Annotated in this window: 18 protein-coding genes and 1 other annotated feature; of the genes, 8 read left to right on the forward strand and 10 right to left on the reverse strand. The window is 50.3% G+C overall.

Going from position 1 to position 17,605, the window contains the following annotated elements; genetic code table 11:
• Position 1: 1 nt before the first annotated feature.
• The 6 genes from IM303_RS04755 (at position 2) to ugd (ending at position 7,116) form a co-directional block, all read left to right on the forward strand.
• Entirely contained in the window at positions 2–1,150 is a 1,149-nt protein-coding gene (locus tag IM303_RS04755) for an O-antigen polymerase (protein ID WP_048999128.1), read from the forward strand.
• Positions 1,116–2,012, forward strand: coding sequence for a glycosyltransferase family 2 protein (locus IM303_RS04760; protein ID WP_048999130.1), 897 nt, complete (start codon positions 1,116–1,118; stop codon positions 2,010–2,012). Before IM303_RS04755 ends, IM303_RS04760 begins: the two co-directional genes overlap by 35 nt.
• A 40-nt stretch (positions 2,013–2,052) precedes the next feature.
• Positions 2,053–2,922, forward strand: a complete 870-nt coding sequence (locus IM303_RS04765; RefSeq protein ID WP_048999132.1) for a rhamnosyltransferase — start codon at positions 2,053–2,055, stop codon at positions 2,920–2,922.
• Positions 2,923–2,996: 74 nt separating this feature from the next.
• Positions 2,997–4,109 carry a glycosyltransferase family 4 protein gene (locus IM303_RS04770; protein ID WP_045629816.1) on the forward strand — a complete coding sequence of 371 codons (1,113 nt, stop codon included), beginning with the start codon at positions 2,997–2,999 and terminating at the stop codon, positions 4,107–4,109.
• Positions 4,110–4,317: 208 nt separating this feature from the next.
• Positions 4,318–5,724 (forward strand): NADP-dependent phosphogluconate dehydrogenase, encoded by a 1,407-nt coding sequence (gene gndA / locus IM303_RS04775; RefSeq protein ID WP_028013772.1) that lies wholly within the window; start codon positions 4,318–4,320, stop codon positions 5,722–5,724.
• 225 nt (positions 5,725–5,949) lie between these two features.
• The gene (gene ugd, locus IM303_RS04780) at positions 5,950–7,116 is read left to right on the forward strand and encodes a UDP-glucose 6-dehydrogenase (RefSeq protein WP_193359636.1); all 1,167 of its coding nucleotides are present in this window, start codon (positions 5,950–5,952) and stop codon (positions 7,114–7,116) included.
• 51 nt (positions 7,117–7,167) lie between these two features.
• On the opposite strand, the gene IM303_RS04785 is transcribed toward ugd, so the two are convergent.
• Positions 7,168–8,172: an NAD-dependent epimerase gene (locus tag IM303_RS04785; protein ID WP_193359637.1), complete on the reverse strand. Its 1,005-nt coding sequence runs from the start codon at positions 8,170–8,172 to the stop codon at positions 7,168–7,170.
• A 192-nt stretch (positions 8,173–8,364) separates the two neighbouring features.
• Between IM303_RS04785 and wzzB the strand changes: the two genes are divergently transcribed.
• Positions 8,365–9,345, forward strand: coding sequence for an LPS O-antigen chain length determinant protein WzzB (gene wzzB, locus IM303_RS04790; protein WP_045629815.1), 981 nt, complete (start codon positions 8,365–8,367; stop codon positions 9,343–9,345).
• Between the two features lie 40 nt (positions 9,346–9,385).
• On the opposite strand, the gene hisIE is transcribed toward wzzB, so the two are convergent.
• From hisIE to hisL, 9 genes are all read right to left on the reverse strand, one after another.
• Positions 9,386–9,997 carry a bifunctional phosphoribosyl-AMP cyclohydrolase/phosphoribosyl-ATP diphosphatase HisIE gene (gene hisIE / locus IM303_RS04795; RefSeq protein ID WP_045403080.1) on the reverse strand — a complete coding sequence of 204 codons (612 nt, stop codon included), beginning with the start codon at positions 9,995–9,997 and terminating at the stop codon, positions 9,386–9,388.
• Positions 9,991–10,767, reverse strand: coding sequence for an imidazole glycerol phosphate synthase subunit HisF (gene hisF / locus IM303_RS04800; protein ID WP_045260395.1), 777 nt, complete (start codon positions 10,765–10,767; stop codon positions 9,991–9,993). The genes hisIE and hisF overlap by 7 nt, the downstream gene beginning before the upstream one ends.
• Positions 10,749–11,486 carry a 1-(5-phosphoribosyl)-5-[(5-phosphoribosylamino)methylideneamino]imidazole-4-carboxamide isomerase gene (gene hisA, locus IM303_RS04805; RefSeq protein ID WP_041909171.1) on the reverse strand — a complete coding sequence of 246 codons (738 nt, stop codon included), beginning with the start codon at positions 11,484–11,486 and terminating at the stop codon, positions 10,749–10,751. The genes hisF and hisA overlap by 19 nt, the downstream gene beginning before the upstream one ends.
• The gene (gene hisH / locus IM303_RS04810) at positions 11,486–12,076 is read right to left on the reverse strand and encodes an imidazole glycerol phosphate synthase subunit HisH (RefSeq protein WP_192987625.1); all 591 of its coding nucleotides are present in this window, start codon (positions 12,074–12,076) and stop codon (positions 11,486–11,488) included. Before hisH ends, hisA begins: the two co-directional genes overlap by 1 nt.
• Entirely contained in the window at positions 12,076–13,143 is a 1,068-nt protein-coding gene (hisB, locus tag IM303_RS04815; RefSeq protein WP_028013764.1) for a bifunctional histidinol-phosphatase/imidazoleglycerol-phosphate dehydratase HisB, read from the reverse strand. The genes hisH and hisB overlap by 1 nt, the downstream gene beginning before the upstream one ends.
• Entirely contained in the window at positions 13,140–14,201 is a 1,062-nt protein-coding gene (gene hisC / locus IM303_RS04820) for a histidinol-phosphate transaminase (protein ID WP_028013763.1), read from the reverse strand. The genes hisB and hisC overlap by 4 nt, the downstream gene beginning before the upstream one ends.
• Positions 14,198–15,502, reverse strand: a complete 1,305-nt coding sequence (gene hisD / locus IM303_RS04825) for a histidinol dehydrogenase (protein WP_193359638.1) — start codon at positions 15,500–15,502, stop codon at positions 14,198–14,200. The genes hisC and hisD overlap by 4 nt, the downstream gene beginning before the upstream one ends.
• Before the next feature lie 5 nt (positions 15,503–15,507).
• Positions 15,508–16,407: an ATP phosphoribosyltransferase gene (gene hisG / locus IM303_RS04830; RefSeq protein ID WP_000886595.1), complete on the reverse strand. Its 900-nt coding sequence runs from the start codon at positions 16,405–16,407 to the stop codon at positions 15,508–15,510.
• A gap of 45 nt (positions 16,408–16,452) precedes the next feature.
• Positions 16,453–16,576, reverse strand: a sequence feature (His leader region).
• On the reverse strand, positions 16,552–16,602 hold the full coding sequence (hisL, locus tag IM303_RS04835) for a his operon leader peptide (RefSeq protein ID WP_001364200.1): 51 nt from the start codon (positions 16,600–16,602) through the stop codon (positions 16,552–16,554). Its footprint overlaps the feature before it by 25 nt.
• Before the next feature lie 175 nt (positions 16,603–16,777).
• Between hisL and IM303_RS04840 the strand changes: the two genes are divergently transcribed.
• Positions 16,778–17,602, forward strand: coding sequence for an SDR family oxidoreductase (locus IM303_RS04840; RefSeq protein WP_028013761.1), 825 nt, complete (start codon positions 16,778–16,780; stop codon positions 17,600–17,602).
• Positions 17,603–17,605: the final 3 nt, after the last annotated feature.

The raw sequence follows: 17,605 nt of genomic DNA on the forward strand, positions 1-17,605 counted from the left end.
AATGGATGTTATAATCGCGATGATTATAGTTTATGCATGTGGTCTTATGCTATGTTTTTATCTCAAGCTTGAGTGGATTCATCCAGCTGTTGTACATGCTCTGTTATGGTTATTTTCTTCAGTTTTAGCATTCTTTTTTTCTGAAGAGAAATATTTACCTAAAGTTTATTTTATTCTCTATGCCAACTTAGCTTTTTTTCTCGCTGCTATTATTGGTGGTGAAACAATCTTACCAAAAGTAATGCGTAAGATGGAGGTAAAGCGAAAAGGCCTCTGGCCTGATATAATACCTTTTACGTTCATCTTGTCATTTTATATGGTATTTTTTCTGAAGTTTAGTGTTAGCACAATCTGGAATATTTCAGCTTTTCGTGAATATCTTGTAGCTGATGATGGTGCCAATTTTGGCCTGTTGGGGAGACTAGCATTACTATCACTTTTCTCTTCATGTTTTTTACTTATAACATCACGCAAACTATTTTTATTGAGTTTTGTACTTGCTGTTCCTATGTTACTTTTACTTGGTGCCAAAGTACTTGTTTTACTCTATTTGTCAACAATACTTATTTTAACTCCGAAACGATTAAAATTATCGAAAGTTATTCTTTTTGGCGGCGGCTTTATATTATGCTTCTTGGGAGTTATGAGTTTGCGATATCCAGATGCTCCCCCGAGTCTGATGTTTTATTATCTCTACAATTATATGTCAGGTGGAATATTAGCTTTTTCACAATTAACTGATACTCCCTCAGATACCTTCGGGTTCTACTCTTTTAGAAATATTTATTTGTGGCTGGGCTTCCTGTATCCTTTTAAAATCGCAAATATTGTCCAAGAGTGGGTATTTGTTCCGTTTCCTACAAATATATATACATACTTGCGCCCTTATTTTATGGATTTTGGATATTTTTCAATTATTTTTCCGGCGTTTTTGGGTTTCATTTCTGGCCGTATATATACATGGAAATACAAAAACGTCCGGGCTTATTATATCGTATACCCCATTACTCTTTATGCAATATTGATGCAATTAATAGATGATCAATATTTTACATGGTTAGCAAATTGGATTTTGCTTATTTTTGTTGGGTATTTAATGACGTGTGGAAGAAAAAATGTTAAAGATAGCGGCGTTAATAGTCACATTTAACCCAGATACCAAAGTTCTTGCTAAGCTTGTTGACCGTTTAAAAACATCCCAATTACTTTTAGACATTCATTTAGTGGACAATGCTAGCAATAATGCAAAAGTCCTGAAGGATACGTACTTACCTGAACATAATTATATTTTTTTGTCGGAGAATTTAGGGTTAGCTGGAGCACAAAACATCTTACTTCAAAAAATTATGAATTCTGACTCAGATGCAGTGCTCTTTTTTGATCAAGATTCAGAACCGACTGATGAGTTTATTACTTCCCTTACTCAAGGCTTACTTAATCTCAAATCAAAAGGCAATAAAGTTGGTGCCGTTGGGCCTGTATTTTATGATCCAAGAACGGGAACAAAAACACCGTTTTCGTTGATTCAGGGATGCCGTATCAGGAGTATCCATCCAGAGTCCAGCGACCCACTTAAAGTTTCTTTCCTTATTAATTCCGGTATGTTGGTACCTGTTCAAACATTAAAAGATGTAGGTCTAATGCGAGATGAATTATTTATAGATTATATTGATATTGAGTGGTGTTTGAGGGCCGCAAAAGAGGGGTATTCTTTTTATGCTGTACCAAATGCCCAAATGAGTCATACAATTGGAGATGCTCGAAAGGTTTTTCTGGGAAGAGAGGTTAGTATACATAGTCCGTTAAGACGCTATTATCTTGCAAGAAATTCTATTTATATGATGAGATTATCATATGTACCTGTTGGTTATAAATTTAGAGAGATCATTTTCTCTACAATTCGTACTTTAATGTTTGTCGCCTGTGTGGATAAAAAACTTACATATATAAAATATATATTCCGCGGATGGAAAGATGGCATTCAGAAAAAATACGGGAAGTATGCTGGTTAAGTATAAGCAACGGTATAAGATTTTATTTAAGGAGTTTTAATTGATTAGCTCGGTCACTGTTACATATAATCCAGACCTTGATTGTTTTAAGGCGCAACTTCAATCTCTTCAACAGCAATTAGATCACTGTGTAGTTGTTGATAATGGTTCAAAGAATGTAGCTGACATTGAAGATCTCTGCCAGCAGTTTAAATATGATCTGATTAAATTAGATACTAATCGAGGGCTCTCTTACGCGCAAAACATTGGTATCGAAAATGCTATATCTCGCGGTGCCGAATATTTATTACTTCTTGATCAAGACAGTGTATTAGGTGCAAATTTCATCAGCGCCATGAGTAAGATGTACACTCAGTACAACGTTGGTATCCTGGGTCCTTCTTTTTATGATCCGCACACAAACGAATTTTATTGGGGCACAAACTACATCGGTCCATTTATTAAACGAACGCCAATAGAAGAAATAACAGATGTCACCTACGTTATTGCATCTGGCTCTTTTTTTTCTTCTGAAGTTTACGAGAAAGTTGGTAAAATGGAAGAAGCATTGTTCGTGGATTATATTGATGTGGAGTGGGCCCTGCGTGCTAAAAAATTAGGGTATCGCGTTGCAATGACTAATCAGGCGTCAATGGCTCACACGATTGGTGATTCAAGGCTGAATCTGTTAGGACGTAAAATATCTGTTCATAGCCCGATGCGACGTTACTTTTTGGTCAGAAATAGCTTCTTTATGATCAGAAAGTCATATATTCCAGTGGGTTATAAAGTTCGTGAGGTTTTCCTTAATTTTGCTCGTGCTGCAATATCTTTAATTCTTAATAAAGAAAAAAAGAAAACGTTGATGATGATCTTTTACGGTATTTCTGATGGTCTTTCTGGAAGATTTGGACCATTCAAAAGACATTAATACCAGGTGTAGCTGTCTCGTTGCAAGTTAATGAGCGTTAGTAACGATATACTTATCGGACTGTTTCAAAAACTATGAAAATTCTTTATATAATTACACGCGCGAATGAAATCGGTGGGGCTCAGACTCATTTGCGTGATATGACATCTGGTTTAGTAAAGGATGGTCATCAAGTTGAGTTAATCGTTGGAGAGCAAGGCGCTCTGGTTGATGATGTTCGCGCATTAAATGTGAAAGTTCACATTATCCCTGAGCTGGTAAGGGAAATATCGCCTTATAAAGATATTAAATGCGCTTTAATTATACGCAAGATTATAAAAGAATTTTCTCCGGATGTTATTGCACTTCATTCTTCTAAAGCTGGAATTGTAGGGAGGTTGGCAGCTCTTTTTCTGAAAATTCCTGTTGTTTTCACCGTACACGGTTGGTCATTCGCAAATGGTGTTCATGATAAGAAACGTCGCTTGTACATTGTTATTGAACGATTATTCAGTAAAATTACTGATGAAATAATCACAGTCTCTGCTCAAGATAAACAACTTGCAATCGAACATAACGTTGCGTCTGCCAGTCAGCAAACGGTGATCCATAATGGCGTGCCGTTAAAAAGTGCTGCTCCTCATGTTTACCATACTCATGACGTAGTGAAGTTGATTTCGGTAGCTCGTTTTTCAGAACAAAAAGATCATGAAAGCCTATTGAAAGCGTTGAGTCGATTAGAAACAAGAAACTGGGCGTTGACGCTGGTAGGAAAAGGCCCCAGGTTAGATGAGATGAAACAGCTTTCACAGGATCTTGGAATTAGCGAAAATGTACTGTTTACAGGCGAACGTTTAGACGTTGATGCCTTGCTGGCAGACAGTGATATTTTCCTGTTAATTTCTAACTGGGAAGGTTTCCCTATCAGTATTCTCGAGGCTATGCGTGCAGGCTTGCCTGTTTTAGCATCAGACGTTGGTGGCGTTTCTGAATCTGTCATTGATGGCAAAACGGGATATCTCGTTCCTCGTGCAGATATTGATGCTATCAAAAACAGACTCGCTGACTTAATTAATGATAGTGCTTTACGTGTTGAATTAGGCAAGTCAGGGAATGAATTTTTCCTTGAAAACTTCTCATTCAACGCAATGTATAATAAAACGGTTGAACTTTATCAAAAAGCAATTAATAAAAAACATAATACGTAATAGAGTTTATTATATATTGTGACTTAGTTCATTTATAAATAAAATATACCTACATGCTTTATAGGGATTTAATATCTCCCGTTTTGTGTCGTCTTGCGTGATCAAGGCCACAAATGCCTACCTCTGTCCCTGATTTATGAGTTAAGATTCTTGCAAATTATATCTGTCGGGGTTACCCGACAGTGACCACACCTGACAGGAGTATGTAATGTCCAAGCAACAGATCGGCGTTGTCGGTATGGCAGTGATGGGGCGCAACCTGGCGCTCAACATCGAAAGCCGTGGTTATACCGTCTCCGTTTTCAACCGCTCCCGTGATAAGACTGAAGAAGTGATTGCCGAAAACCCAGGCAAGAAACTCGTTCCTTTCTATACGGTAAAAGAATTTGTTGAGTCTCTGGAAACGCCTCGTCGAATCCTGCTAATGGTGAAAGCGGGCGCAGGTACCGATGCAGCTATCGACTCCCTGAAACCTTACCTCGAAAAAGGCGACATCATCATTGATGGCGGTAACACCTTCTTCCAGGACACCATTCGTCGTAACCGTGAATTGTCCGCTGAAGGCTTCAACTTCATCGGTACCGGTGTTTCCGGTGGTGAAGAGGGCGCGCTGAAAGGTCCATCTATTATGCCTGGTGGCCAGAAAGAAGCGTACGAACTGGTTGCGCCTATTCTGACTAAAATCGCTGCTGTTGCGGAAGATGGCGAGCCGTGTGTGACTTATATCGGTCCGGACGGTGCGGGTCACTATGTCAAAATGGTGCACAACGGCATCGAATACGGCGATATGCAGCTGATCGCAGAAGCATACTCCCTGCTGAAAGGCGGCCTGAATCTCTCTAATGAAGAGCTGGCTGAAACCTTTACCGAGTGGAACAAAGGCGAGCTGAACAGCTACCTGATCGACATCACCAAAGATATCTTCACGAAAAAAGATGAAGAGGGTAAATACCTGGTTGATGTGATTCTGGATGAAGCAGCGAACAAAGGTACCGGTAAATGGACCAGCCAGAGCTCTCTGGATCTGGGCGAGCCGCTGTCTCTGATCACCGAATCCGTCTTTGCGCGTTATATCTCTTCTCTGAAAGAGCAGCGCGTTGCGGCTTCTAAAGTGCTGTCAGGCCCACAGGCTAAACCAGCCGGTGACAAAGCTGAGTTCGTCGAGAAAGTTCGTCGCGCCCTGTACCTGGGTAAAATCGTCTCCTACGCGCAGGGCTTCTCTCAGCTGCGTGCGGCGTCAGACGAGAATAACTGGGACCTGAACTACGGCGAGATCGCGAAGATCTTCCGCGCGGGTTGCATCATTCGTGCGCAGTTCCTGCAGAAAATCACCGATGCCTATGCTGAAAACGCAGGTATCGCTAACCTTCTGCTGGCACCGTACTTTAAGAAGATTGCAGACGAGTACCAGCAGGCGCTGCGTGACGTGGTTGCCTACGCTGTACAGAACGGTATCCCGGTTCCAACCTTCTCCGCTGCGGTGGCGTATTACGATAGCTACCGCGCTGCCGTTCTGCCTGCCAACCTGATTCAGGCACAGCGTGACTATTTCGGCGCGCATACTTACAAGCGCACGGATAAAGAAGGCGTGTTCCACACCGAATGGATGGAATAAGTTAACTTACTCGCTATCATCAAACCCGGAGCCTGTCTCCGGGTTTTTTTATGCAAAAAATGCCGCGCATTATTCGAAGTAGTCTGAATCTCATCCCCCTCGTTGTGATTACTCCTGGTTTGCCTTGACAGTGCTGTTTGCCAGGAGGTACAAAGCCCAACAGTTATGTTTATCGCGATGGTCTGCCGGCCATCAGTACAGTTAACTAAAAGAAGTCATTAGCGAATGAAAATAACAATTTCCGGAACAGGGTATGTCGGTCTTTCTAACGGCATTCTGATTGCTCAGAACCATGAAGTGGTTGCGCTGGATATCGTGCAGGCCAAAGTGGATATGCTCAATCAGAAGAAATCGCCGATTGTCGACAAAGAAATCCAGGACTATCTCAGCAACAAACCGCTGAATTTCCGCGCCACGACAGATAAAGAAGATGCATACCGCGATGCGGATTACGTCATCATTGCGACGCCTACTGACTACGATCCAAAAACCAACTACTTCAACACCTCAACCGTAGAAGCGGTTATCAAAGATGTTATTGCGGTCAATCCTGATGCGGTGATGGTTATTAAATCAACCATTCCTGTCGGCTTTACCAAATCCATCAAAGAAAAGTTTGGTATCGATAATATTTTCTTCTCGCCTGAGTTCCTGCGTGAGGGGAGAGCGCTTTACGATAACCTGCATCCTTCCCGTATCGTTATTGGCGAACGCTCTGAGCGCGCTGAACGTTTCGCTGCGCTGCTTCAGGAAGGTGCGGTGAAGAAAGATATTCCGGTGCTGTTCACAGACTCCACCGAAGCGGAGGCAATTAAGCTTTTCGCAAATACCTATCTGGCAATGCGAGTCGCGTACTTCAATGAGCTCGACAGCTACGCAGAAAGTCTTGGATTGAATACCCGCCAGATTATTGAAGGGGTTTGCCTCGACCCGCGTATTGGTAACCACTACAACAACCCGTCATTTGGCTACGGTGGCTATTGCCTGCCAAAAGATACCAAGCAGCTGCTGGCAAACTACCAGGCTGTGCCGAATAACCTGATATCGGCGATTGTTGACGCTAACCGTACGCGTAAAGATTTCATCTCCGATTCTATTCTTGCGCGTCAGCCGAAAGTGGTCGGCGTGTATCGTCTGATCATGAAGAGCGGTTCTGATAACTTCCGCGCCTCTTCCATTCAGGGGATCATGAAGCGCATCAAGGCGAAAGGCGTTGAGGTTATTATTTATGAACCGGCCATGCCGGAAGAGCAGTTCTTCAATTCCCGCGTGATCCGCGATCTGGATGCTTTTAAGAAGGAAGCGGATGTCATCATCTCGAACCGTATGGCCGAAGAGCTGGCTGACGTCGCTGACAAAGTCTATACCCGCGATCTGTTCGGTAGCGACTAATTCTATTACGTTAAAATAAAAAACCCGGCTGATTTGCCGGGTTTTTTATCTTCAGACCTTGTAAAACTCGCGGTACCAGTCAACGAAGTTCTTCACGCCGTCTTTAACCGAGGTTTGCGGTTTGAAACCGATCACGTCATAGAGCGCTTTCGTGTCGGCGCTGGTTTCCAGGACGTCGCCCGGCTGGAGTGGCAACATATTTTTCTCGGCTTTCTTACCCAGCGCCTCTTCCAGCGCGGTGATGTAGTCCATCAGCTCTACGGGCGAACTGTTACCGATGTTGTAAACCCGGTAAGGTGCTGAACTGGTTGCCGGTGAGCCGGTCTCGACGGTCCAGTTTGCGTCAGGATGGGGAATAACATCCTGCAGGCGGATAATTGCTTCAGCGATATCATCGATGTAGGTGAAGTCGCGCTTCATCTTGCCGTAGTTATAGACATCGATGCTTTTGCCTTCAATCATCGCCTTAGTAAACTTAAACAGCGCCATGTCCGGGCGTCCCCACGGACCGTATACGGTAAAGAAGCGCAGTCCGGTGGTCGGCAGGTTGTACAAGTGCGAATAGGTGTGCGACATCAGCTCATTGGCTTTTTTGGTCGCGGCATAGAGTGAAACCGGGTGATCGACGGAATCGTCAGTGGAGAAGGGCATCTTACGGTTGAGGCCATATACGGAGCTGGATGAGGCATACAGCAAATGCTGAACGTGGTTATGGCGGCAGCCTTCCAGCACGTTGAGATGGCCAATAAGGTTGGCATCGGCGTACGCATGCGGGTTTTCCAGGGAGTAGCGTACGCCTGCCTGTGCGGCCAGGTGAATAACGCGATCGAACTTCTCGTCAGCGAAAAGCGCAGCCATACCTTCCCGGTCAGCTAATTCCATCTTGTGGAAGGTGAATAGCTCAGATTGTAGCCGTTCCAGACGTGCCAGCTTTAAATTAACATCGTAATAGTCGTTCAGGTTATCAATACCGACAACCTCATGACCGCCCTCAATGAGGCGTTTGCTGACATTCGAACCGATAAAACCCGCTGCACCCGTTACCAGAAATTTCATATCTTTCCTCAAATACCCAACGCTTACAGATGCGATAACGCATCACATGGTGACTATGATAGCGCGAAGGGGGCGAGTTACATAACGCATCTTTCCGATATAACTCATCGGATTCTTATAGAAAAATCCCCAGCAATAGATAAACTATGAAAACACAATTATGTTTGCCCTTTTTCATCTGTTAGGGAATGTATGACGCACAACAACAATAGCCAGGTCATCCGAAGCAATGACCCTGAGCAAATTGATTTACTTGATTTAGTGCTGCAGCTGTGGCGTGGGAAGTGGATGATAGCAACGTTTGTTGTTGTTTTTATTGCACTTGCTGTCGGTTATCTTACTTTCGCGAAAGAAAAGTGGACCTCAAGCGCAATTATTGCGCAACCTGATGTCGCTCAAATTGCAACATATTCTAATGCGTTGAATATCCTCTACGGTAGCGCTGCACCCTCAATGCTTGATGTTCAAACACGCGCTATTGGTCGTTTCAATTCTTCCTTCTCTGCATTGGCACAGGCACTGGAAAATCAGGACGAACCTGAAAAACTGACAATCGAGCCTGCTGTTAAAGGGGAATCGCTCCCGTTGAGTGTTTCCTATACCAGTACTTCCGCAGAAGCGGCGCAGAAGCAGCTTGCGCAATATATCCAGCAGGTTGATGAGCAAACTTCCAAAGAGCTCACGGTTGACCTGCAAAACAGCATCAAAGAGCAGATTAAAACCCTGAACGATTCTCTGGTAAACCAGGAAAAGGTCGCTCAGGAGCAGAAAGACCTGCGTATTAAACAAATTACCGAAGCGCTGAAAAACGCTGAGGCGGCGAAAATCTCCTCGCCACAGATTCAACAAACTCAGGATGTGACCCAGGAAACAATGTTCCTCCTGGGAAGCGTAGGGCTGAAATCGATGATTGAAAACGAAGCCTCTCGTCCCCTGGTCTTTTCTGCTGCATACTATCAGACCAGGCAAAACCTGCTGGACATCCAAAACCTGAACGTTAAGCCGGACACAATACACGTCTACCGTTACGTCATGAAGCCGGATCTGCCCGTTCGTCGCGATAGCCCGAAAAAAGCCATTGTGCTGATTCTTGCCGTGCTGCTGGGCGGAATGATTGGTTCCGGTGTGGTATTAGGGCGTAACGCATTACGCAACTATAAGCCAAAAGCCTGATTTGCAGATTTAAAAAAACCGGGGAAATTCCCCGGTTTTTTTATTTATGCCGTTTACGAAGATTCTCTATCACCGCCGTCAAATCCAGTTCCTGATCCTGCAGCAGCACCAGCAGGTGATACATCAAATCCGACGCTTCATTCGTCAACTCTTCCCGGTCGTGTACGGTCGCGGCCAGCGCCGTCTCAACGCCTTCTTCACCCACCTTCTGCGCAATACGCTTAGTCCCGCTGGCATACAGCTTCGCGGTATAGGAGCTCTCAGGATCCGCAGATTTACGCTCCGCCAGGAGTTGCTCAAGCTGATAAAGGAACAGCCACTGGTGACTCGCCTCGCCGAAACAGCTGCTGGTGCCTTTATGGCAGGTTGGGCCGATTGGGTTTGCCAGCACCAGCAGGGTGTCGTTATCGCAGTCAGGCGTCATGCTGACCACGTTCAGGAAGTGCCCCGAGGTTTCCCCTTTGGTCCACAGGCGCTGCTTCGTGCGCGAGAAAAACGTCACTTTGCCGCTGTCGATTGTTTTTGCCAGCGCGTCCTGGTTCATGTATCCCAGCATCAGCACTTCGCCTGAGACGGCATGCTGTACAACCACCGGCAGTAATCCGTCAGTTTTTTCCCAGTCCAGCTGCGCCTGTTGTTGCTCTGTTAACATACCCTGATCTCCACGCCCTGGTCGGCCAGGTACGTTTTTAACTCGCCAATATTGATAATCTGTTTGTGGAACACGGACGCGGCCAGCGCGCCGTCCACGTTCGCATCGCGGAAGGCTTCCAGGAAGTGTTCCATGGTGCCCGCGCCGCCGGAGGCAATCAGCGGAACGTGGCACACCGCGCGAACTTTCTTCAGCTGCTCGAGATCGTAACCGTTACGCACGCCGTCCTGGTTCATCATGTTCAGCACAATCTCACCTGCGCCGCGCTTCTGCACTTCCTGCACCCAGTCGAGCGTTTCCCACTGCGTCACGCGCGTCCGGCTTTCATCGCCGGTATATTGGTTAACGTGATATTTGCCGGTCGCGGCGTCGAACCAGGTATCAATCCCTACCACTATGCACTGCACGCCAAAGCGATCGGCCAGGCGGGTAATCAGTTCCGGCTCGGCCAGAGCAGGGGAGTTGATGGAAATCTTGTCGGCGCCAAAAGAGAGAATTTTGGCGGCGTCATCAGCAGACTTAATCCCGCCCGCCACGCAGAACGGAATATCAATCACTTCCGCCACGCGCGCGACCCAGCTTTTATCGACCACGCGGCCATCGCTGGAGGCGGTGATATCATAGAAGACCAGTTCGTCAGCGCCTTCATCAGCATAGCGTTTTGCCAGCGGGACGATATCGCCAATGATCTCGTGGTTGCGGAACTGCACGCCTTTCACAACCTGACCATCGCGCACGTCAAGACAAGGAATTATCCGTTTTGCCAGCATTGAATCGCCTCCGTCACCGTAAATTTACCTTCCAGCAGGGCCCGGCCCACAATCACGCCCTGTACCCCCGTTCCGCGCAGCGCGGCGATATCGGCTAAGTCACCGATGCCGCCAGATGACTGGAATGCCACCTGCGGATAACGGGCGCAAACTTCTTCATATAAAGAAACGTTGGAACCCGCCAGCGTGCCGTCGCGCGAGATGTCCGTGCACAGCACGTGCTTCAGGCCCACAGGGAGATACGTCTCGACCAGCGCTTCCAGCGTTACGCCGGAATTTTCCTGCCAGCCGCTGACCGCCACCTGTTTATTACCCTGTTCGTCAATGCGCACGTCCAGCGCCAGTACCAGGGCGTCGGCGCCAAAGCGGCGGAACCAGCCCTTCACCGTCTCAGGCTCTTTCACGGCGGTTGAACCGACCACCACGCGCGCCACGCCCGCATCCAGCAGAGCCGCCACGTCGTCTTCGGTGCGCACGCCGCCGCCGACCTGCACGGGCACGTCAACACCAGCAACCAGTTTTTTCAGCAGCGGGATCTGGCGCTTCGCCGGATCTTTCGCGCCCGTTAAATCCACCAGATGCAGCACCTGTGCACCCTGGGCGGCATAATCCTGCAGGCGCGGCAGCGGGTCCTTTCCGTAGTCGCGCTGTTGACCGTAATCGCCCTGATGAAGACGGACAACCGTGCCGTCAATTAAATCTAACGCGGGAATAATCATCACATCTCCAGGAAGTTTTTCAGCAGCTGCGCGCCCGCGGCGCCAGAGCGTTCCGGGTGAAACTGCACGCCGAAGAAATTGTCTTTCTGCACCGCCGCGGTAAACGCCTCGCCATAATTGCACTGGGCGATGGTATTGACGTTCACCGGCATGGCGTAACTGTGCACGAAGTAAAAGTACGCGCCGTCTTCGATGCCGCGAAACAGCCGGTCACCCGCTTTGGCGTAAACGCGGTTCCAGCCCATATGCGGCAGAGGCAGGCCGTGGTCGGTCATTTTCGGTACGTCTTCGTCGATAATGCCCAGCAGGTCAACGCCGTTGCTCTCTTCGCTGCGGCGGCCAAGAAGCTGCATGCCCAGGCAAATCCCCAGCACCGGCTGGGTACAGGCTTTGATCAAATCGACCAGATCGCGTTCGCGAATCTGATCCATCGCCGCCTGCGCGGTGCCAACGCCCGGCAGGAAAAGCTTGTCCGCGCGCAATACAATGTCCGGATCGCGGCTCACCACCGGCTCATAGCCGTGGCGCGCGATGGCCGATTTCACGGAGTTGAGGTTGGCGCATCCGGTATCCAGAATCACCACGTTCATTACAACACTCCTTTCGACGAGGGCAGGGCATCGCCTTCCACGCGGATCGCCTGGCGAAGCGTACGGCCAAAGGCTTTAAACAGGCTCTCCACGCGGTGGTGATCGTTTTTGCCTTTGGTTTTCAGGTGCAGCGTCAGTCCCATGGTATAGGACAGGGAACGGAAGAAGTGCTCCACCATTTCGGTGCTGAGATCGCCGACGCGCTGGTAGGTGAAATCAGCTTTGTATTCCAGGTGCGGACGACCCGAGATGTCCATGGCGCAGCGCGCCAGGCACTCGTCCATCGGCAGGACGAAGCCGAAACGGTTGATGCCGCGCTTGTCGCCGAGCGCCAGCTTCAGGGCTTCACCCAGCGCCAGGCCGGTATCTTCCACGGTGTGGTGATCGTCAATATAAAGGTCGCCTTTTACCGCGATCTCCATGCGGAAACCGCCGTGGGTGGCAATCTGGTCCAGCATGTGGTCAAAGAAACCGACGCCGGTGTGGATCTTGCTGCCGCCTTCACGGTCCAGCCATACCTTTACATCAATCTGCGTCTCTTTGGTGTTACGCTCAACGTGGGAATAGCGGTCGCGTTTTGTCAGTTGCTCGCCAATCTTTGCCCAGTTAAGGTCGTTACGATCGTAGCGCAGCCCCGCGATGCCCATGTTTTCCGCCAGCGTAATATCGGTGATGCGATCGCCGATGACGTAGCTGTTGGTTTTATCCAGCATATCTTCGGCCAGATAGCGCTCAACCAGCTTCACCTTTGGCTTACGGCAGTCGCACTCGTCGGCTGGCATGTGCGGGCAAATCAGCACTTCATCAAATACCACGCCCTGAGAGGTCAGCACCTGCATCATCAGGTTATGCGGGCCGTCAAAGTCCGCCTGCGGGAAACTGTCCGTACCCAGACCGTCCTGGTTGGTAATCATTACCAGCTTATAGCCCGCTTTCTGAAGCTTAAGCAGCACCGGGATCACGTCCGGTTCAAAAGCCAGCTTGTCGAAACGATCGACCTGGAAATCGGCTGGTGGCTCCGAAATAAGGGTGCCGTCACGATCGATGAAAAGGATCTTCTGGGTCATACTTTCTCCGCTTTCAGGGCGTCAATGACGCGCTGGCTCTCTGCGCGGGTGCCTACGGTGATACGTAAACAGCCACTCAGGGAAGGTTGTTTATTCTGGTCTCGTAAGATAATGCCCTGATCCCATAAAGATTTAAATACGGCACTGGAGGCGGTGAAGCGCGCCAGGATGTAGTTGGTTTCCGAGTCGAACACCTGCTCGACGCAAGGGATGTCTTTCAGCGCGGTGACAAGGTACTGACGTTCCTCCAGGATCTGCGCCACGCGTTCGCGCATCGCGTTGATACCCTGAGGCGTCAGCGCCTGTGCCGCAATATCGGCAACCGGCGTTGAGAGCGGGTACGGGGCGATCACTTTCAGCAGCAGGTCGATAACCTCTTTATTCGCCAGCGTAAACCCGCAGCGCAGGCCCGCGAGGGCGAAGGCTTTTGACAACGTGCGCAGCACAACGAGATGCGGATACTCTTCCAGCCAGCCCGTCAGCGTCGCCTGCGGGCAGAACTCGATGTAGGCCTCGTCGGCCACCACCAGCGCTTTACCACGGGTCATCTCTAGCAGGGTGCGGATATCCTGCGGGTTAATAATCTGCCCGGTGGGGTTATTTGGGCTGCAGACGAAGACGACCTTCACGCCGTCGAGATTGTCGGCAATGCCCTGTAAATCGAGCTGCCAGTTCTCCAGCGCCTGGACGTTGCGGCACGCCACGCCGAAGGTTTCGGCGCTGACGCTGTACATGCCGTACGTGGGCTGGCAGTACATCACCGCGTCTTTGCCCGGCTCGCAGAACGCGCGGATCAGTAGCTCAATGCCCTCATCCGCGCCGCGGCTTACCAGTACCTGCTCCGGCTTCACACCCGCGTACTGGGCGTAGTTTTCAATCACCGCTTTTGGCTGACACTCCGGATAGCGGTTCAGCGTTTGCTGCGACAGCTCAAATTGCACCGCAGTCGGGAATTCGTTGGCGTTCAGCCAGACGTCCCCGTTTCCACCCAGACGACGCGCAGACTGGTAAGGCGTCAGGCGGCGGACATTTTCGCGGGCTAATTCTTCAATGTTCATGCTTGCTCCTTCAGGGCGGCAACGCGCAGCGTCACGGCGTTTTTGTGGGCGGTCAGACGCTCGGCGGCGGCCAGGGTTTCAATAGTAGAAGCCAGTGAAGCAAACCCCTCGCGGGACAGCTCCTGCACGGTCATGCGTTTCTGGAAATCCGCCAGGCCGAGGCTGGAACAGGTAGAGGTGTAGCCATACGTTGGCAGCACGTGGTTGGTGCCGGAGGCGTAATCCCCTGCGGACTCCGGTGACCAGTCGCCGAGGAACACCGAGCCCGCGCTGGTGATGCTGTCGACCAGATCGCGCGCTTTGCGGGTCTGAATAATCAGGTGCTCCGGGCCGTACTGGTTGGAGATGGCGATGCACTGCTCGAGATCGCGCGCCACAATCAGGCGGCTGGCCGCTAACGCCTGACGTGCCGTGTCGGCGCGGGGCAGGTCGGCAAGCTGGCGTTCAACGGCTTCGCCCACGCGTTTCGCCATATCGGCATCCGGCGTCAGCAGGATGACCTGCGAGTCCGGGCCGTGTTCTGCCTGTGAAAGCAGGTCGGAGGCCACGAAGTCCGGCGTTGCGCCGCTGTCGGCAATGACCAACACTTCAGACGGACCGGCAGGCATATCGATGGCCGCACCGTCGAGACGCTGGCTGACCTGGCGCTTGGCTTCGGTCACATACGCATTTCCCGGGCCAAAGATTTTGTCGACTTTAGGAATGGACTCCGTCCCGAACGCCAGGGCGGAAATCGCCTGCGCGCCGCCCACTTTATACACCGCCTGCACGCCGCAGAGTTTTGCCGCGTAGAGGATCTCATCGGCGATCGGTGGCGGAGAGCACAGCACTACTTTCTGGCATCCGGCGATACGCGCCGGCGTGGCGAGCATTAATACGGTCGAAAACAGCGGCGCTGAACCACCAGGGATATAAAGTCCCACTGACGCAACCGGGCGCGTCACCTGCTGGCAACGCACGCCGGGCAGGGTTTCGACATCCACGGTCTGCAGCTTCTGCGCGGTGTGGAAGGTATCAATATTTTTCACCGCGACGGCCATCGCCTGCTTGATATCGTCACCGAGACGATTACTGGCATCAATGATTTCCTGCTCAGTAACCTTTAATGCGCCGACTTCCGTCTTATCAAACTTTGCACTGTATTCACGCAGGGCGTCATCGCCACGGGCTTTGACGTTATCCAGGATCTCCGCCACGGTGCGGGAGATGCTTTCAGAGGCGGAAATCGCCGGGCGCATCAGCAGCTCGCGCTGTTGCTCGTCGCTACAATTATTCCAGTCGATGATTGTGTTAAAGCTCATGGCCATTACTCCATCATCTTCTCAATTGGCAGCACCAGGATGGAGCTTGCGCCCAGCGCCTTCAGTTTTTCCATGGTTTCCCAGAACAGGGTTTCGCTGCTCACCATGTGCATCGCCACGCGCTGCTGATCGCCCGCCAGCGGCAGGATGGTTGGGCGCTCAGCGCCCGGCAGCAGGGCAATCACTTCATCCAGACGCTCGGTTGGGGCGTGCATCATGATGTATTTGGACTCACGCGCCTGAATCACGCCCTGAATACGGGTCAGCAGCTTGTCGATCAGCTGCTGTTTGGCGTCGGCCATCTCGCCGTCGCGCTGAATCAGGCACGCTTTAGAGCGGTAAATCACTTCCACTTCGCGCAGACCGTTCGCTTCCAGCGTCGCGCCGGTCGAGACGAGGTCACAGATGGCGTCCGCCAGACCCGCACGCGGTGCAACTTCAACGGAGCCGTTCAGCAGGCAGGATTTAAACTGCACGCCTTTCTGGTCGAGATAACGCTTCAACAGGTGAGGGTAAGAGGTGGCGATACGTTTGCCGTTCAGCGCGGCCGGGCCGTCCCACGCTTCATCAACCGGCGTGGCCAGCGACAGGCGGCAGCCGCCGAAGTCCAGACGACGCAGGGTGAAGTAACGCGGGTCTTCACCCTGCGCGCGGCGGGTCAGCAGCTCTTCTTCCAGCACGTTTTCACCGATGATACCGAGGTCAACGACGCCGTCCATCACAAGGCCGGGAATATCGTCATCACGCACGCGCAGAATGTCGATCGGCATGTTTTCAGCCAGAGCAATCAGGCGCTGGGTGTGCAGGTTGATTTTGATCCCGCAGCGGGCCAACAGTTCGCGTGAATCGTCACTTAAACGGCCTGATTTTTGAATAGCTATGCGTAAACGTGAGTTATCTAACATTCTTTATTCCTCGTTAACCTGTTTTAACCTGTCTGAATTTGGTCCAAAAAAAAGCCCCCGGAAGAAGATCTTCCGGGGGCTTTTTCATGCGTTCATGCACCACTGGAAGATCCAAACGTCTTCCAGCACACATCGCCTGAAAGACTAGTCAGGATGATGGTGATGATGGTGGTGTTTAAATTGAACGCGTGTCATATAAATTCTCGATGAATGCTTATTCATTTGATGTCTTTTAACCTAAACCAGTTGTACGACATATTGCAAGGGCTTTTTTTGATCATTAATTCATTTCATATTGATGCTATGAATTGTGTGTTCTGCCGGGCTGGCGTAGCCTTATGAAAGACGAGTGAGAGTCAGGAGAATTCGCATGAAAAAGGTCGCGATTGTCGGTTTAGGATGGCTGGGAATGCCGCTGGCGATGTCATTAGCCGCGAAAGGCTGGCAGGTGACCGGGAGCAAGACCACCCGGGATGGGGTCGAAGCGGCACGCATGTGCGGTATTGATGGCGTTGAACTGCGTCTGGAGCCGGAGCTGGTGTGTGATGCGGACGATCTGGACACGCTGATGAACGTAGATGCGCTGGTGATTACGCTACCCGCACGGCGCAGTGGCCCGGGCGAATCATTCTACCTGCAGGCGATGCAGGAGATTGTCGACAGCGCGCTGGCGCATCACGTCCCGCGCATTATTTTTACCAGCTCGACGTCGGTTTATGGCGATGCTGAGGGCGTGGTGAAAGAGAGTTCCGAGCGCCGTCCCGTAACCGCGAGCGGTCAGGTCCTGAAAGAGCTGGAAGACTGGCTGCATAACCTTCCCGGCACGCAGGTCGATATCGTTCGTCTGGCGGGGCTGGTTGGCCCGGGGCGTCATCCGGGGCGCTTCTTTGCCGGTAAGACGGCACCAGACGGTCAGCATGGCGTGAATCTTGTGCATCTTGAAGATGTTATTGGCGCGATTGAGCTACTCTTACAGGCTCCAAAAGGCGGACACATCTATAATATATGTGCACCGTCTCATCCGGCGCGCAGCACGTTTTACCCGCTCATGGCACGCCAGCTTGGGTTGGCTCCGCCGGTTTTTGGTGAGGCAAAGAACGAAAGTAAAGGCAAAATTGTTGATGGCAATCGCATTTGCCATGAGCTGGGGTTTGAGTATCAGTATCCCGATCCGCTGGTGATGCCCATGGAATAAGCC

Origin of the sequence: Enterobacter cloacae complex sp. P38RS, assembly GCF_014930775.1 — a bacterium.
GTDB lineage: Bacteria > Pseudomonadota > Gammaproteobacteria > Enterobacterales > Enterobacteriaceae > Enterobacter > Enterobacter bugandensis.

Bases quoted from the DNA above. Each gene is read 5' to 3' on its own strand.
- hisF (WP_045260395.1), bottom strand. From the start codon at position 10,767: ATGCTGGCAAAACGGATAATTCCTTGTCTTGACGTGCGCGATGGTCAG.
- ugd (WP_193359636.1), top strand. From the start codon at position 5,950: ATGAAAATAACAATTTCCGGAACAGGGTATGTCGGTCTTTCTAACGGC.
- gndA (WP_028013772.1), top strand. From the start codon at position 4,318: ATGTCCAAGCAACAGATCGGCGTTGTCGGTATGGCAGTGATGGGGCGC.
- hisIE (WP_045403080.1), bottom strand. From the start codon at position 9,997: ATGTTAACAGAGCAACAACAGGCGCAGCTGGACTGGGAAAAAACTGAC.
- hisA (WP_041909171.1), bottom strand. From the start codon at position 11,486: ATGATTATTCCCGCGTTAGATTTAATTGACGGCACGGTTGTCCGTCTT.
- IM303_RS04755 (WP_048999128.1), top strand. From the start codon at position 2: ATGGATGTTATAATCGCGATGATTATAGTTTATGCATGTGGTCTTATG.
- IM303_RS04840 (WP_028013761.1), top strand. From the start codon at position 16,778: ATGAAAAAGGTCGCGATTGTCGGTTTAGGATGGCTGGGAATGCCGCTG.
- hisG (WP_000886595.1), bottom strand. From the start codon at position 16,407: ATGTTAGATAACTCACGTTTACGCATAGCTATTCAAAAATCAGGCCGT.
- IM303_RS04785 (WP_193359637.1), bottom strand. From the start codon at position 8,172: ATGAAATTTCTGGTAACGGGTGCAGCGGGTTTTATCGGTTCGAATGTC.
- IM303_RS04760 (WP_048999130.1), top strand. From the start codon at position 1,116: ATGTTAAAGATAGCGGCGTTAATAGTCACATTTAACCCAGATACCAAA.
- hisH (WP_192987625.1), bottom strand. From the start codon at position 12,076: ATGAACGTGGTGATTCTGGATACCGGATGCGCCAACCTCAACTCCGTG.
- wzzB (WP_045629815.1), top strand. From the start codon at position 8,365: ATGACGCACAACAACAATAGCCAGGTCATCCGAAGCAATGACCCTGAG.
- hisB (WP_028013764.1), bottom strand. From the start codon at position 13,143: ATGACCCAGAAGATCCTTTTCATCGATCGTGACGGCACCCTTATTTCG.
- hisC (WP_028013763.1), bottom strand. From the start codon at position 14,201: ATGAACATTGAAGAATTAGCCCGCGAAAATGTCCGCCGCCTGACGCCT.
- hisD (WP_193359638.1), bottom strand. From the start codon at position 15,502: ATGAGCTTTAACACAATCATCGACTGGAATAATTGTAGCGACGAGCAA.
- IM303_RS04770 (WP_045629816.1), top strand. From the start codon at position 2,997: ATGAAAATTCTTTATATAATTACACGCGCGAATGAAATCGGTGGGGCT.